Consider the following 15,410-nt stretch of genomic DNA (forward strand, 5'->3'; position numbering starts at 1 on the left):
CTTGGTCAACACGGAGTTAACATTGCCGAGTTCATTCGTGCTTTCAATGAGGCGACGAAGAAGGAGCCGCCGGGCATGCTGATTCCGGTAGTTTTGACAATTTATTCCGACCGGAAGTTTACTTTCGTGACCAAGAGCCCACCGGCATCGGTGCTTTTGAAACAGGCGGCAGGTCTGGCAAAGGGGTCGGCTGAGCCTAACAGGGCAAAGGTTGGTGTGGTTACTCGTGCAGCGATCCGTGAGATTGCACAAAAGAAGATGAAGGACCTTAATGCCGCTGATATTGAGGGTGCTATGAAGATTATCGAAGGAACAGCCCGGCAGATGGGCTTGACTGTTGAGGATAAATAGAGAGGAGAGCAGGCGATGGGTGTTGAACAGAAAGCGGTAAACAAACGCCACAGCAAGCGTTACCGGGCGCTGCGTGAGAAGGTTGATCGGCTTAAAAGTTACTCCCTCGCGGAGGCGGTCCGACTGGTTAAAGAGAATGCCAATGCCAAGTTTGATGAGTCGGTGGAGGTGGCGGTACGGCTTGGGATTGACCCCAAAAAACAGGAACAGGCGGTGGCAGGTACAGTGAGTTTACCTCACGGAACCGGCAAAAAGGTGAGGGTTTTGGCGTTTGTCAAAGGTGATAAGGTGGATGAGGCGCAGGCGGCCGGTGCCGATTATGTTGGCTTTGAGGATTTGATTGAAAAGATAGGCTCGGGCTGGACCGACTTTGATGTGGCGGTGGCGACACCAGACACGATGGCAGCGGTGGGAAGATTGGGTAAGATTTTGGGTCCGAAAGGGTTAATGCCGTCGCCTAAAACACAGACGGTCACATTCGAAATTGGAGCGGCAATTAAGGCACTTAAGGCAGGGAGGATTAATTACCGGAATGACAAAACTGGCAATGTCCATGCGGTCGTGGGCAAGGTTTCATTCCAACCTCAGCAACTGATTGAGAATATCCAGACATTCATTCGCGAGTTGATGAGGAATAGGCCGGCTACTGCTAAGGGTCAGTTTATCCGCAAGGTGGTGTTGTCATCCACGATGGGTGTTGGTGTTCGTATTGATCCCAAGGAGTTTTCTGAGACCGCCAAGCGGGAGGTGTAATATGGGTAAGGCAGAAAAAGTTAAGGTGATTGAAGAGTTAAAGGAAAGAATTAAGCGGTCTGAGGCAATTTATTTCGTGGACTTTACCGGTGTTCCTGCTAATGATTTTAATGATTTGCGTCGCACCGCGCGAGCGCAGGGGCTTAAGGTAAAGGTTGTTAAGAATCAACTGGCGCTCCGAGCCCTGGAGGAATGCGGTGTGCCGGAAGATATTGAAACGATACTTAAGGGGCCAACATCGGTTATCTTTGCCGAGGATGACGCGGTGGCACCGGCAAGGCTTTTGAAGAATTTCCCCAGTCTCAAATTCAAGGGTGCCTATTTAGAGAAGACCATTTATCCGGCAGAACGGTTTGATTTCCTTGTTAATCTGCCGACAAAGGATGAGCTCCGCACCCAGTTGGTAGGGGTGCTTATGAGTCCAATTGCCGAACTTTTGGGCGTGCTTGAGGGGCTTTTGGGGGAACTTGTCTGGGTTTTTGAAGAGATGCAAAGGCGCCCGCAATCCCAACAGGGTGCTTAAGGAATAGAATTGCTGCTTCTAAGCTTGATTTGGATGAGTTTTAAGAAAGAACCAAGGAGGAAATAATGTCAGAGGATAAGGTTCAGGAGTTAATCTCTACGATAGAGGGTTTGACCGTTACAGAACTCGCTACCCTTGTCAAACAACTAAAAGACAAGTTTGGCATCAGCGCGCCGGTGTTTGCCAGTGGTGTGGCTGCACCCCAGGCGGCTGGTAGCGGTGCTGGCACCGAGACCAAGGCAGAGGAAAAGACCGAATTTACGGTAACATTAGTTGCGGTGGGGGACAAAAAAATCCAGGTGTTAAAGGAGTTGCGCGCTTTGACGCAGTTGGGTTTGAAAGAGGCAAAGGATATAATTGAAAAGACCCCGAGTGTGATAAAGGAGAATGTAAGCCGGGAAGAGGCGGAGCGCCTTAAGGCGAAGTTAGAGGAGGTCGGTGCAAAGGTGGAGATAAAATAGTTTTTGGTTTATGTGCTTTATGAAGCAAGCGCCAAAAACTAAACACGCAAGCCTATGAAGATAAAGGATTTTGGTAAAATTCGGTTGCACCTTGATATTCCCAATCTGTTATCACTGCAGCGGGAGTCTTTTTCGGAGTTTACCCAGCACCAGATTTCTCCAGAGCAGCGGCGACCTGTGGGACTTGAGGGAATATTCCGGGAGATGTTTCCCATTGTTGATGAGCACAAGAACTTTCGTCTTGAGTATGTTCGTTACGAACTGGGTGAGCCGAGATATTCGCCGGAGGAGGCGATTGCCCGGGGCACGACCTACGCCCTCCCATTGAAGGTGGTTTTCCGCCTGGTCAGGCACGGCTTCGGGAGAGAGGCGGGTAGCATCAAGGATGTTGTTGAACAGGAGGTCTATTTCTGCGAGCTCCCGTGGATGACCGCGAATGGTTCATTCATCATTAACGGTGTTGAGCGGGTTGTTGTCAGTCAACTGCATCGATCGCCCGGTGTTTACTTCTCGCGCGAAGGGGAGGAGATTTCCGCGCTGCTTGTGCCATTACGTGGGGCGTGGTTTGAACTGGTGGTTGATAAGAATCAGACCCTTTTAGTTATCCTTGACCGTAAAAAGAGGCTCTCGGCAGCAACCTTTCTACGGGCGCTTGGTTATACCCATGCTGATATTCTCCGCAAGCTCTTTAAGGTGGAGACCCAACATCTAAGACCGGGTGAGGTCCTTGCTGAGGATATCCGGGAGGGTTCAGGGGACGTTCCGGAGCCTCAGGCGGTATTAGCCCGAGCGGGTGAGAGGTTGAGCGAAGCGGTGGTGGAATTCCTTGCATCAAAAGGAGTTACTCAGGCACCGGTTGTATCTCAAGGACAGCCCGGTCTGGACATCATAATAAATACCCTCCGAGCAGACCGCTCTACTTCCAAAGAGGATGCGATTAAACGCATCTACTATCGGCTGCGTTCGATTGCGCCCCATTCAATTGAGGTGGCAGAGGTGCTGATTCTCGGGATGCTCTTTGACCAACGGCGCTTTGATTTAGGGGCGGTGGGAAGGTATAAACTCAACCAGAGTTTGATGCTTAAGGCAGCGCCCGATGGCTCTCGGTTACAGCCGGATGACATATTTGCCATCATTGACAAACTTCTTAAACTTTCCGCTGACGCTCAACTATATGTCCTCCGCATCCGGATGAGCGAAGACGACATTCGGTCCTCGATTCTCAGTGTTTTGAAAAGTGAGGGTTTGGAACCTGATGCGGAGTTTTTCTATGAACAGCGTGATGAACTGGAACTCGTCTTCAAGACCGAGGAGAGCGGGGTCCGCGCCGAGCAGCTTTTAAACAAATCCGGCTACAAACCAACTGCAGAACGAATCCGCTACCAGACCGATGACGTTGATCATCTTGCCAGCCGGCGGGTAAAACGTGTGGGGGAACTGTTGGAAAATCAGTTTCGGGCGGCACTGGCACAACTTACCCAGAATATTAGGGAGCGCGCCGCCTTTATTGACGAAAGCCAGTTGGTGCCACAGGAGTTGATTAACAGCCGTGTTGTTGCCAATGCGATAATGCAGTTTTTCACCTCAAGCCAGTTGTGCCAGTTTATGGAGCAGACCAACCCCCTTGCCGAACTTACCCATAAACGCCGGGTTTCTACCTTGGGACCTGGTGGGTTGACAAAGGAAACAGCCGGATTTGAAGTCCGTGATGTCCATTACTCTCATTACGGGAGAATCTGTCCTATTGAGACTCCAGAGGGACCGAATATTGGTTTGATCGCTACAGTTTCCACCTATGCGCGCATAGACCATTATGGCTTCATCTCCACACCTTACTGGCGGGTGGAACAGGGCAGGGTGATAATGGGCAAAGGCAAAGAGGTTTATCTTACACCCGAAGAGGAAGACCGCTACACCATCGCTCAGGCAACAACAGAATTAGGACCTGATGGAAGATTCATCAAAAATGAAATCATCTGTCGGCGGCGTGGCGATGTCGTGGTTGTACCGCCCGACCAGGTTGACTTTATGGATGTTTCACCAAAACAACTGTTTGCACCTTCAACCGTGCTGATTCCGTTTCTGGAACATGACGACGCTGACCGGGCGCTCATGGGTGCAAACATGCAACGCCAAGCGGTGCCGTTACTTTTACCGGAGAAGCCTTTAGTGGCAACCGGGGTGGAAACTAAATTTGCCCAAGAATCGGGGGCGGTTGTTTTGGCACAAGAGGATGGGGTAGTAACCAAGGTGGATGCCCGTTCGATTGTGATTCGCACTGAGCAGGGTTTGGTAGAGCACAAACTAACCAAATTCCGCAAATCCAACCAATACACCTGTTTAAATCAGCGCCCAGTTGTTCGTGCTGGCGACGCTGTCAAAAAGGGCGACCTATTGGCAGATGGGCCTGCAACTGATGATGGGCAACTTGCATTAGGGAGAAATGTCTTGGTTGCATTTATCCCCTGGCGCGGCTATAACTACGAGGATGCCATTGTCATCTCCGAAGAGCTTTTAAAACAGGATGCCTATACATCCATCTCTATTCTTGAATTTGAAATCCAGGCGCGTGAGACCCGGTTGGGACCGGAACAGATAACCCGCGATATCCCGGGTGCCACTGAAGAGGAACTAAAAAACTTAGACGAATTTGGCATTATCCGCATTGGCGCTGAGGTTGGTCCTGGAGATATCCTTGTTGGCAGAATCACGCCCAAAGGCGAAACCGAATACACCCCGGAAGAAAGGCTCCTTAGGGCAATCTTTGGTGAAAAAGCGGCGAATGTCAGAGACACGTCCCTTCGTGTCGAACCAGGGGTATTCGGTACAGTCATTGACCGCCGGATCCTTTCCAAGAAACTTTCGGACCCGTTAACTCGCCGCCTCGAAAAAGAGCTTTTAGACCAAGCCCAACAGCGTTACGAAATGAAGAAACAGTTCTACATCCTCCGCCGTGACGAAAAACTCCGCTCAATCCTCCGCGGCCACAAAGCCGCTGCCAATGCCAAGACCGCCCGTGGGAAAATTATCCACAAAGGCGGACAGATAATGGATGACCAGTTCCTCACCTCTGAAGAGTTTTCCCAGATTACCAACTTTGAACAACTTGTTTCCAATCCGCGGCTCCAAGAGCAGATAAAAACCGTTCTCAATGAATACGATTCACTACTAAAACGGGCACAAGAGGAAAAACGGGCAGAAGAGGAACGAATTGCGCGGGGCGATGAACTTCCGCATGGGGTGTTGCGCTCGGTCACAATTTTCATCGCCCAGAAGCGGAGATTGTCGGTGGGTGACAAGATGGCTGGAAGGCATGGTAACAAAGGTGTGGTTTCCAAGATTCTGCCGGTGGAGGATATGCCTTACATCGGGGTTGACGGGGAAAGCAGCGAGACGATACGGGAATTAAGAGGTGTGCCAGTGGATATGGTACTTAACCCATTAGGGGTGCCATCGCGCATGAATCTGGGGCAGGTGTTGGAGGCGCATCTGGGCTGGGCGGCGAAGGTTTTAGGTTATCAGGCGGTATGTCCAGTTTTTGAGAGTGCCACACCAGATGAGATTAAGGAGGAATTGCGCCGGGCTGGTTTGCCCGAGGATGGTAAGGTGGTGCTTTATGATGGTAGAACTGGGGAACGTTTCAAGGGGAAAGTAACGGTGGGTGTGATGTATATGATGAAATTGATTCATATGGTTGACGACAAGATTCACGCACGGTCAACAGGCAAGTATTCGCTCATTACGCAGCAGCCACTTGGGGGGAAGGCGCAATTTGGCGGACAGCGGTTCGGGGAGATGGAGGTTTGGGCTTTGGAGGCGTATGGGGCGGCACACGCTCTTCAAGAGATGTTGACGATAAAGTCAGACGATGTTGAGGGTAGGAGCGCGCTTTACGACGCTTTGGTAAGGGGGAAGAACCCTCCACGACCTAAGGCGCCAGCATCATTTTGGGTCTTGGTAAAGGAGTTGCAGGGATTGGGGCTTGAGCTGGTAGCGGAGAGGGAAAAGAAGGGGTAAAATTGGTTAATGGTTTATGGTTTTTAGTTCTTAGTATTGGCTTCATGGCTCTTGGTTTAATCAACCACAAAATAGGAGCTAGTAACTGGGGGGATAAGAATGAGTAGTGAGCGGGATTTTGTTTACGATTTTGATTCTTTAAGGCTCCGGATTGCCTCCCCGGAGACCATTCGCAGCTGGTCAAATGGGGAGGTTTTGAAACCGGAGACAATTAATTACCGGACTCAGAAGCCCGAGCGTGACGGTCTTTTTTGCGAGCGGATTTTTGGTCCGGTAAGGGATTATGAGTGTAATTGCGGTAAGTATAAGAAGGTTCGGTATAAGGGGATTGTTTGCGACCGTTGTGGTGTTGAGGTAACAAGTTCCCAGGTGAGGCGGTATTGGATGGGGCATATTGAGTTGGTCGTCCCGGTGGCGCATACGCTTTTTTATCAGGTGCCGCCATCAAAGATTGGGCTCATCTTGGATATGTCCATTAATGAGGTGGAAACTGTTTTGAATTATGAGGCTTATGTGGTTATTGAGCCGGGGCAGAGTCCTTATAAGAGGAAGGAGTTGATTGGAGAGGAGGAGTTCCGTGAGGCAAGGGATATCAAGCGGTACGAAGGCTTTAAGGCAGAGACTGGCGCGCTAGCGCTAAAGGAGTTGTTGAGGTCAATTGAACTTGATGACTTGGCTGCGGAGTTACGAGCAAGAATTAAGCACGAAAGTTCAAGGAGGTTTAGTCTTTTGCGCCGGCTGAGGGTTGTGGAGGCCTTCAGGAATTCTGGTGCAAGACCGGAGTGGATGATACTTGATGTCCTCCCGGTGATTCCACCTGATTTGCGTCCGCTCGTCCCTTTGGAGGGGGGACGTTATGCCACCTCCGATTTAAATGACCTTTATAAGCGGGTTATCGTCAGGAACAATCGGTTGCGTCATTTAATGTCCATCAGAACTCCGGAGATTATCCTGAAGAATGAGAAGCGGATGCTTCAGGATGCGGTTGACGCTTTATTCTCTAACGAGTCCAGACCCAAGCCTGTGAGAGGCAGGGCTAATAGACCTTTAAAATCGCTTTGTGAGGCGCTCCGGGGCAAGCAGGGTAGGTTTAGGCGTAACCTCTTGGGAAAGCGGGTGGATTATTCGGGTAGGTCCGTTATTGTTGTTGACCCCACGTTGAAGCTTCACCAGTGCTCCCTTCCTAAAGAGATGGCGTTGGAGCTCTTTAAGCCAATGATACTAAGGCGCTTGGAGGAGAAAAAACTGGCTGACAGCGAGCGGGGGGCGAAGGCGATGTACCGTAAGGAGGCACCTGAGGTCTGGGAGGTGTTAGAGGAGGTTACGCGTGACCACCCAGTTCTTTTGAACCGAGCACCTACCCTTCACCGGGTGTCGATCGAGGCTTTTTATCCGATTCTTTCCGAACACCGGGCGATTGGGATTCATCCGCTTGTTTGTCCGCCATTCAATGCCGATTTTGACGGTGACACGATGTCGGTTCATATTCCAGTGACGCCTGAGGGTATCCTTGAGGCGGCGGTTTTAATGCTTGCACCTAATAACATCCTTTCACCTGCTCATGGGAAACCTTTGATGGTGCCGTCCCAGGATGTGGTGGCGGGGATTTACTGGCTTACGAAAGAACGACCGAGGAACGAGGCTCGGCGTTCATCTGCTGTTGCTGCGCTACCCTCGTTTTCTGATTTCGCCGATGTTAGGTCCGCGTATGATTTAGGTGAACTGGCCATCCACGACTGGATAAATTTCTGGTGGCGGAAGGAGCGGCTTCTGACGACCGTTGGCAGGGTCATCTTCAACGATGTGCTGCCCGAAGAGTTGCGGTTCGTCAATGAGGTGGTGCCTAAAGACAAGTTGATTGGTTTGATCGACCGGTGCGTGCGCACATTAGGGATGAGCGCCACGGTGAAACTTTTGGATGACTTAAAGGACCTGGGCTTTGAGATGGCGACCGTTTCCGGGCTCTCGATCGGTATGGAGGATGTGATTGTCCCTAAAGAGAAGGAAAAGATTCTTGAGCGTAGCGATGAAGAGGCGCGCAAGGTGTATCGGGCATATAGCCAAGGCCTAATGACCGAATCGGAAAAATACAATAAGATTGTCAATACCTGGACATTGGCCACTGCCGAGGTGGAAGAGGCGCTGATGGAGTGTCTCCGTCAGGACCAGGAGGGGTTCAACCCGGTCTATATCCTGATAGACTCGGGAGCGAGGGGTTCTCGTACCCAGGCGGCACAATTAGGCGGAATGCGCGGACTGATGGCAAAGCCTCAGCGTCGGACCGTAGGTGAAGAGGTAATTGAGACCCCGATAAAATCCTCTTTCCGGGAAGGGCTTTCGGTGTGGGAATACTTTATCTCCACCCATGGGGCGCGCAAGGGATTGACAGATACCGCTTTAAAGACTGCTGAGGCAGGGTATCTTACCAGGCGACTGGTTGATGTTGCTCAGGACGTGGTGATTACAATGGAGGATTGTGGCACGATTGTTGGTCAGGAGGTAACGGCACTCCGTGAGGGTGGGGACATCATCGAGCCCTTAAGCGAGCGCATCGCCGGCAGGTTCGCCCTTGACGACATCGTCAACCCTATCTCCGGGGAAGTTCTGGTTCGCGCCGGCGAGGAGATCACCGACAAGGCGGCAGAGGAGATTGAAGACTGCGGTATTGAGATGGTGCGGGTGCGGTCGGTTTTAACCTGTGAGGCACCTACGGGTTTATGCGTCAAGTGCTATGGCAGAAATATGGCGACCGGTAGAGCAGTTGAGATTGGCGAGGCGGTGGGTATCATCGCCGCCCAGTCAATTGGTGAACCTGGCACGCAGTTGACATTAAAGACCTTCCATGTTGGTGGTGTGGCGTCACGCGTTGCAGAACAGACCAAGGCGACCGCCCGGTTTAAAGGGACAATCAAATTTGAAGGTCTGAAGGTCTCCAGGCGCAGTGACGGTGAGATGACCACACTTGAGCAGGGTAGGATAGTTCTGACCGGGGCGGACCGGGCTGTGCCTTTTACTGTACCTGCCGGTGCGATAGTCCGGGTGGGTGATGGACAAGAGGTGAAGGAGGGGGAGGTGCTGTTTGAATGGGAGCCTTACTCGATTCCCTTGCTTGCCCGTGCCAGCGGGAGGGTCAGATTTCGGGATATTGAGGTGGGAAGAACCCTGCGTGAAGACATTGATGAGCGCTCAGAGCGGATGCAGCGTATCATTGTTGAGGACCGGGCAAGGAAACTGCACCCGATGCTGGAGGTGGTCGGAGAAAAGGGCAAGGTTGTGGATACCCATCCCTTGCCCGCGGGTGTCTATCTGGTGGTCGAGGACGGGCAAGAGGTCAAGACCGGCGATGTCCTCGCGCGGCTTTTGCGCGAAATGGCGCGCACCCGCGATATTACCGGTGGTCTGCCCAAGGTTGCCGAGCTCTTTGAGGCAAAACGGGTCAAGTCACCAGCGATTATCTCCGAAATTGATGGGACGGTTGAGGTCGGTGAGCCTAAAGAGGGGAAGCGGCTGGTGCGGGTCATATCTGAGGGGGGCGCGGTCAAGGAGTATGAAATCCCCTACGGCAAATTCCTTTTGGTCCAGACCGGGGACACTGTCAAGGCTGGTGATAAACTGTGTGAGGGTTCGGTTGACCCCCATGATGTGTTAAAGGTCAAGGGTTGGCTGGCGGTTCAGGAGTTTTTAACAAACCAGATTCAGGCAGTGTACCGTTTGCAGAAGGTCAAGATTAATGACAAGCACATCTCCATCATTGTCAGGCAGATGCTGCGGAAGGTGAAGATTGAGGATCCGGGTGACTCCAACTTTATTGAGGGTGAGATTGTTGAGCGGCGGCGGGTGCTGGAGGAGAACGAGCGGCTTTTAAAAGAGGGGCTCAAGCCGGCAAGTTATCAGCCGATATTGTTGGGCATTACCCGGGCAGCGCTGTTGACCGAGAGTTTCCTCTCTGCCGCCTCATTCCAGGAGACCACCCGCGTGCTCTCGGAGGCGGCGATTCAGGGTAGGGAGGACAAGTTGCGCGGTCTGAAGGAAAATGTTATTGTCGGCAGGTTGATTCCGGCGGGAACCGGTTTCCGGGAGTTCAGCCGGATAAAACTTGTGAGTGAGGAGGTCAAGAAGGAAGAGCAGGAGGCGGCATAATGCCAGACCCGCTGGCAGAGGATAATTTGGAAAGGAGTGGAAATGCCAACAATTAATCAACTTGTGCGCAGACCGAGGAGAAAGGTGCGGAGCCGGTCCAAGACCCCGGCTTTGAAAGGCAATCCCCAGAAGCGAGGGGTTTGCACTCGGGTTTATACCACCACACCGAAGAAGCCCAACTCGGCGTTGCGCAAGGTGTGTAAGGTGCGTTTGACCTCCGGTTATGAGGTTACCGCCTATATTCCCGGGGAGGGTCATAATCTCCAGGAGCACTCAATTGTGTTGGTGCGCGGGGGCAGGGTCAAGGACCTGCCTGGTGTCCGCTACCATGTGGTGCGGGGGGTTTATGACTGCACCGGCGTTGAGGGACGGAAACAGGCGCGCAGTCAGTACGGGGTCAAGCGACCAAAACCGCAGGCGAGTTAAGGAGTAATTATGCCCAGGCGTAGGAAGTATAAGCTCCACACCGTCGCGCCCGACCAGAAGTACAATTCGGTCCTGGTCGCAAAGTTTATCAACAAGTTGATGTGGGATGGAAAGAAGACCGTTGCCCAGCGGATATTTTATGAGGCGCTGGCACTGGCGGAGCAGCGGGCAGGTGAGGATGGGTATGCCCTGTTCCAGAAGGCGATTAACAATGTCAAGCCGGTTCTTGAGGTCAGACCGAGGCGTGTTGGGGGCGCCACCTATCAGATTCCGATGGAGGTGCCACCCAGGCGCCGTGATGCGCTGGCAATTAAGTGGCTGATCGAGGCGGCGCGTTCAAGGGGTGAATACACAATGATTGAACGGCTTGCCGCTGAGTTGATCGACGCCAGTAAAAAGCAGGGTGCGGCGTTCAAGAAGAAGGAGGATACCCACAAGATGGCGGAAGCCAACCGCGCCTTTGCCCATTATCGCTGGTAGCATTCGCCATTTCCTAACAACTTAGCCCCTTGGTATGATGTAGGGGAGCGTCCCGGGGACCATCCCCGGGGTGATTATTATCCCTGGGTATTTGATTTCAGGTCAAGGACATTTAACTGCGGCTGGTTTCTGCCGTTATAGTTGTCCGAGGTGAGGGTGTAACAGATATCAAGGCGTCCGGGTTTACCTATCTGGAGGTTGAGAATCTCGTCGCTTCTGCCCCAGGCGATAGCGGCTAACACGGTATCTCCTGAGCGCACCTTGAATTTCAGATGCCCTTTGTCCTTTCCTATCCGGCGGGGATAACCAACCACCTCCAGTCCGGTGGTGGCAAATATTGGTTCAGGGTTGTCAGGACCGAATGGCTGGAGTTTGGCAAGGTGGTGGAGGAGTTGGGGGTTGATTTCGCTTAATTCGGCTTGGGCTTCGATGTGCAGTGTTGGCTCAAAAATCTCTGCGGGCATATTTGCGGCAAACTCGTTGATTGCCTCCTCAAAGGGTGGGAGGTGTTCCGCGGGCAGCAGGAGTCCGGCAGCGTATCGGTGCCCACCAAAGGCAGAGAGGTATTTTTGGGTTGAGCGGAGCGCCTCATAGAGGTTGAAGCCGGTGACCGAGCGTCCTGAACCTTTGCCGGTCTCACCGCGCAGTGAAATCATAATGCAGGGGTGCCAGAACCTTTCCACCAGTTTGGCGGCAACGATGCCGATAACCCCTTCGTTCCACCCCTCCTGACCAATAACTATAACCCGGCGGTCATATTTTTTTTCGGCGTCAACTATCCTTAAGGCATCGGCAAAGATTGTCTCTTCAATCTCTTGGCGGGCTCGGTTTAACCTTTCCAGTTCGCTGGCCAATTGAGTCGCCGCCGCCTCGTCTTCAGTTAATAGCAGTTTCAGTGCGGTTTGGGCATGACCGATCCTGCCTGCGGCATTGATACGGGGGGCGAGTCCAAAGGTGATATCCCGGGTAGTAAGGGCTTTGGGGTTTAAGCGGCTGGTGGCAAAAAGCGCCCTGATGCCCAAACGGTTGCTCGCCTTGAGCGCGGCAAGCCCGAGCCGGGCGATGATACGGTTTTCATCCACAAGCGGAACCACATCGGCGATGGTTCCCAAACCAACAAGGTCAAGTAGAGCGGTCAGTTCCTCTTTGGTGCGGTTGCAGGCAGCAAGTAGGCTCCAGGCAAGTTTAAAGGCAACACCGGCACCGGCAAGTTCGCGGAATGGATAGGAGGAGTCGCTGCGTTTTGGGTTGACAAATGCCAGTGCAGGGGGGTGAAGCGCGCCGGGTTCGTGGTGGTCGGTAACGATGACATCGATACCGGCACGATTTGCCAGCGCGATGGTGTTAATGTCGAGAGAGCCGCAGTCGTTGGTGATGAGGAGCTGGATGCCGTTTTTGATAGCAAAATCGATACCGGCAGGGGAGACGCCGTAACCTTCACTGTGACGATGGGGCAGGTAGTAAAAAACATCGCCGCCAAGGTTTTTTAGGACCGAAACCAGGATGGCGGTGCCGCAGATGCCATCAACATCATAATCACCATAGATGAGGATGCGCTCCCTTTTCTTAAGCGCCGTAATAATTCTCTCGGTGGCGATGTTGATGTCGGGCAGGGTTTGGGGTCGGTTCAGCCGGGCAGGTGACGGGTTGAGGAACTCCTCAATTTGCCTGACGGTTCGACACCCCCGCCGGTACAGCAGGGTGGCAATCAAAGGCGGGATTTGGGCAGCACGGGCGAGGGTTTGAATTTCTGAAGTGGGCGGAGGCGGCAGGTGCCAGTAATGGTCTGGTAGTATCGGCGGCATTGTCAGTTTATATCAAAAAGAATTGCAAAGTCAAGATTTTGTCCGGTCGTCTTATTAACCTTTTGCGGTGATTTGGTAATTTACTACTGGCTCGGAAACAGGAGAACCTGGCAGGGCAGGTTGGCTAACAGTTCCTCAGGGATGGAATAGTCATAATCGGCAAGGACACTGGTGGGGATAATACATAGGTCGGAGTGCGTCTTGGTTACAAGTGACTGCAGTTCCTCTATCGTTCCGAGTTGCGCAACCACCGATGCCTTCACCCCGGCTTTCTTGAACTCATCCTCCAAACGGTAGATGTCCTGCCAGCAGCGCCGTTCATGCTCCTCCTGTCTTTGCGCCTGCCGGGTTTGACCTTCGGTCAAAGGGGGTGGGCATTTCCCGACAGGTGTCAGTGCGCTCAAAAGCAGGGTGCTTGAGTGTTTCTGAACAAGGTCAAGGACGAAATGTTTCTCCTCCTGCTTCTCACTGATGATATAGAGAATGCGTTCAAACATCTTGCCTCCTTATCTTCAGGGTGCGAGATTTATCTGCAAAAGCAGAGCGGTAGTGGCAATGACCAAAGCCACGAGCGTTACGACAATCCCGACCCGGAACCATTCCGCAAATTTGATGTGCTGACCGCTTGCCCGCTCATATGCGCCAATCGCCACCAGATTGGCGGTTGAGCCAATCATTGTCAGGTTGCCGCCAAAGCAGCCACCAAAGAGGAGAGCCCACCAGAGGATACTGGCATGGGGCAGACCGACGCGGATCAAATCCTTAACAATGGGCACGAGCGCGGCGACAATCGGTAGATTGTCAACAAAGCCGGAGAGGATGCCGGAGAGCCAGAGGAAGATGAGTGATGCGGGCAGGGCAAGGTTACCGGAATTGGCACCAGCGATTGTTTCGGCAAGGCGCATAAGGAGATAGCCCAATTTGGTGGTAACGCCTGAGTATTCCAGGCAGGCGGCATTGGCAAAGAGAAACATAAAAAATAGCAGTGTCCACCAGTCAATACCCCGTTCAATGAGGGTGCGTCCTCTTTCCTGTTCGTAAAAGATGATAAAGCCGGTAACTGCAAGCGCGCTTGCCACCAGTGCAGTGCCCTCGCCAAGATTGAGCCAGACCTCAATCCGGCGATGCAGGGCGATGAGGATGACGATAGTAATGAAGGTAAAGATGCCGACACGGAGTTTTGTCGGGTCAATGGTGCCAGATGCCTTTTCCAGTTCCCGGGCGTCAAGTTCATAGCGGGTGCCAAAGAAGTAGCGCCGGTAAAGTAGGAGACAGAGAATGGCGATGAAAACTGCGGTTATTGCCGAGACCGGTGTTGCCCAGCGGAGAAAGTCCTCAAATGACAGTCCACCGGCAAAGGCGATATAGACGCCAATCGGATTGCCGACCAAGGTCAGGGCGCTGCCGACATTGGTGGCAAAGACCAACGACAGAAGAAAGGGGACAAGCGGTGCCTTTGTCCGGCGCGAGACCTCAAGTGCCAGACCGAAGGTGACAAGGATTGCCGACACCTCATCGGCAAACCCGCCTAAAAGGACCGAGAAGCCCATCAGGAGCAAAAGCAGAAGCCAGGGGATGCCCTTGACCTTTTCCACAGCCTTGACAACAACAAACCGGAACACGCCGATGTTCTGCAGCCAGCGGACAATCACCATCATCGCCATAATGAAGAGGATTGTGGGTATGGACATAAACCTGACCGTATGTTCTAAGTCCATCACGCCCGTAATCAAGAGTATTCCTAAGGCGGCAGCGGCAATAGCCACCCGGAAGCGCCAGAAGAGCAAAGTCCCAACGACCATTGCTAAAAAGAGGGTGATTGTCAGTTCCTGGCGGAAGAGCCAGACCGGTTCGTTGAAGCGGAGGTAGTTGAGTTCCTGATAGATGCCGGTTTGGGGCAGCCGGATAAGCGGAAAGACCAGCCGGGCAGCGGCAAAGAAAAGGGCAACAATGCTGAAGAAGAGAAACAGCCGGCGGTTGCGTTTGATAAAACCCTGATGGGGCGGACGGGAGATGATACCGGCAGCGGTTTTTGCATCTGCTGCCTTGAGTGCTGCCTGGCGCAGCTGGGGGTTGTTCAAGGCACGGGCAACCTCGGCAAGAAGGGCAAGATAAAGGTTTCGGTCCTTTTCCGGGGCGATGAGAAATACCAATAGACGCACCGGCTCGTTGTCAATTGCGTTCCAGTCTATCGGTTCTTTCAGCCGGACAACCAAAATAACCGGCTCGCGGACATTTTCGCTCTTGACATGGGGCAGGGCGATGGAATGACCAACACCTGTTGAACCCTGCGCCTCTCTTTGTTGAAATTCCTTTACCAGTGCCGCACTGTCCTTAACCAGCCCCTCCTGTGCCAAACGCTCGGCAACAAGCCGAAACAGACCTTCAGGTGTTACCGGCTCAGAGATGTCCAGGGCCAGGTTGGGGAGAACAAACTTTTCAAGGTTAATCACT

The 15,410-nt window shown here is 52.7% G+C and carries 11 protein-coding genes; 8 read left to right on the plus strand and 3 right to left on the minus strand.

From position 1 onward, the window contains the following. From rplK to rpsG, 8 genes are all read left to right on the plus strand, one after another. Nucleotides 1–351 (plus strand): 50S ribosomal protein L11 (gene rplK, locus ABIK47_04315; protein ID MEO0019851.1); only part of this gene is annotated, 351 nt, incomplete at its 5' end. A 15-nt stretch (nucleotides 352–366) separates the two neighbouring features. Beyond that, complete coding sequence (gene rplA, locus ABIK47_04320) at nucleotides 367–1,104, plus strand: 50S ribosomal protein L1 (GenBank protein ID MEO0019852.1); 738 nt, start codon at nucleotides 367–369, stop codon at nucleotides 1,102–1,104. Between the two features lies 1 nt (nucleotide 1,105). Further along, complete coding sequence (rplJ, locus tag ABIK47_04325; GenBank protein ID MEO0019853.1) at nucleotides 1,106–1,627, plus strand: 50S ribosomal protein L10; 522 nt, start codon at nucleotides 1,106–1,108, stop codon at nucleotides 1,625–1,627. A 65-nt stretch (nucleotides 1,628–1,692) separates the two neighbouring features. Beyond that, complete coding sequence (gene rplL / locus ABIK47_04330; protein ID MEO0019854.1) at nucleotides 1,693–2,088, plus strand: 50S ribosomal protein L7/L12; 396 nt, start codon at nucleotides 1,693–1,695, stop codon at nucleotides 2,086–2,088. Nucleotides 2,089–2,142: 54 nt separating this feature from the next. Then, on the plus strand, nucleotides 2,143–6,105 hold the full coding sequence (rpoB, locus tag ABIK47_04335; GenBank protein MEO0019855.1) for a DNA-directed RNA polymerase subunit beta: 3,963 nt from the start codon (nucleotides 2,143–2,145) through the stop codon (nucleotides 6,103–6,105). Nucleotides 6,106–6,204: 99 nt separating this feature from the next. Next, entirely contained in the window at nucleotides 6,205–10,245 is a 4,041-nt protein-coding gene (rpoC, locus tag ABIK47_04340) for a DNA-directed RNA polymerase subunit beta' (GenBank protein MEO0019856.1), read from the plus strand. A 42-nt stretch (nucleotides 10,246–10,287) separates the two neighbouring features. Continuing rightward, nucleotides 10,288–10,671: a 30S ribosomal protein S12 gene (rpsL, locus tag ABIK47_04345; GenBank protein MEO0019857.1), complete on the plus strand. Its 384-nt coding sequence runs from the start codon at nucleotides 10,288–10,290 to the stop codon at nucleotides 10,669–10,671. A 9-nt stretch (nucleotides 10,672–10,680) separates the two neighbouring features. Then, nucleotides 10,681–11,151: a 30S ribosomal protein S7 gene (rpsG, locus tag ABIK47_04350; GenBank protein ID MEO0019858.1), complete on the plus strand. Its 471-nt coding sequence runs from the start codon at nucleotides 10,681–10,683 to the stop codon at nucleotides 11,149–11,151. A 77-nt stretch (nucleotides 11,152–11,228) separates the two neighbouring features. Here rpsG and recJ read toward each other — a convergent pair whose 3' ends face one another. From recJ to ABIK47_04365, 3 genes are all read right to left on the minus strand, one after another. After that, nucleotides 11,229–12,956 (minus strand): single-stranded-DNA-specific exonuclease RecJ, encoded by a 1,728-nt coding sequence (gene recJ, locus ABIK47_04355; GenBank protein MEO0019859.1) that lies wholly within the window; start codon nucleotides 12,954–12,956, stop codon nucleotides 11,229–11,231. Nucleotides 12,957–13,039: 83 nt separating this feature from the next. Then, nucleotides 13,040–13,453: a hypothetical protein gene (locus tag ABIK47_04360; protein ID MEO0019860.1), complete on the minus strand. Its 414-nt coding sequence runs from the start codon at nucleotides 13,451–13,453 to the stop codon at nucleotides 13,040–13,042. A 15-nt stretch (nucleotides 13,454–13,468) separates the two neighbouring features. Next, nucleotides 13,469–15,409 (minus strand): SLC13 family permease, encoded by a 1,941-nt coding sequence (locus ABIK47_04365; protein ID MEO0019861.1) that lies wholly within the window; start codon nucleotides 15,407–15,409, stop codon nucleotides 13,469–13,471. Between the last annotated feature and the right edge of the window lies 1 nt (nucleotide 15,410).

It is taken from the genome of candidate division WOR-3 bacterium (assembly GCA_039801245.1).
GTDB lineage: Bacteria > Hydrothermota > Tepidihabitantia > Tepidihabitantales > Tepidihabitantaceae > JAOABP01.

Excerpts from the sequence above, each read along its gene's own strand:
- rpsL (MEO0019857.1), top strand. The coding sequence starts at position 10,288 with ATGCCAACAATTAATCAACTTGTGCGCAGACCGAGGAGAAAGGTGCGG.
- rpoB (MEO0019855.1), top strand. The coding sequence starts at position 2,143 with ATGAAGATAAAGGATTTTGGTAAAATTCGGTTGCACCTTGATATTCCC.
- ABIK47_04360 (MEO0019860.1), bottom strand. The coding sequence starts at position 13,453 with ATGTTTGAACGCATTCTCTATATCATCAGTGAGAAGCAGGAGGAGAAA.
- rplA (MEO0019852.1), top strand. The coding sequence starts at position 367 with ATGGGTGTTGAACAGAAAGCGGTAAACAAACGCCACAGCAAGCGTTAC.
- recJ (MEO0019859.1), bottom strand. The coding sequence starts at position 12,956 with ATGCCGCCGATACTACCAGACCATTACTGGCACCTGCCGCCTCCGCCC.
- rplL (MEO0019854.1), top strand. The coding sequence starts at position 1,693 with ATGTCAGAGGATAAGGTTCAGGAGTTAATCTCTACGATAGAGGGTTTG.
- rplJ (MEO0019853.1), top strand. The coding sequence starts at position 1,106 with ATGGGTAAGGCAGAAAAAGTTAAGGTGATTGAAGAGTTAAAGGAAAGA.
- rpoC (MEO0019856.1), top strand. The coding sequence starts at position 6,205 with ATGAGTAGTGAGCGGGATTTTGTTTACGATTTTGATTCTTTAAGGCTC.
- rpsG (MEO0019858.1), top strand. The coding sequence starts at position 10,681 with ATGCCCAGGCGTAGGAAGTATAAGCTCCACACCGTCGCGCCCGACCAG.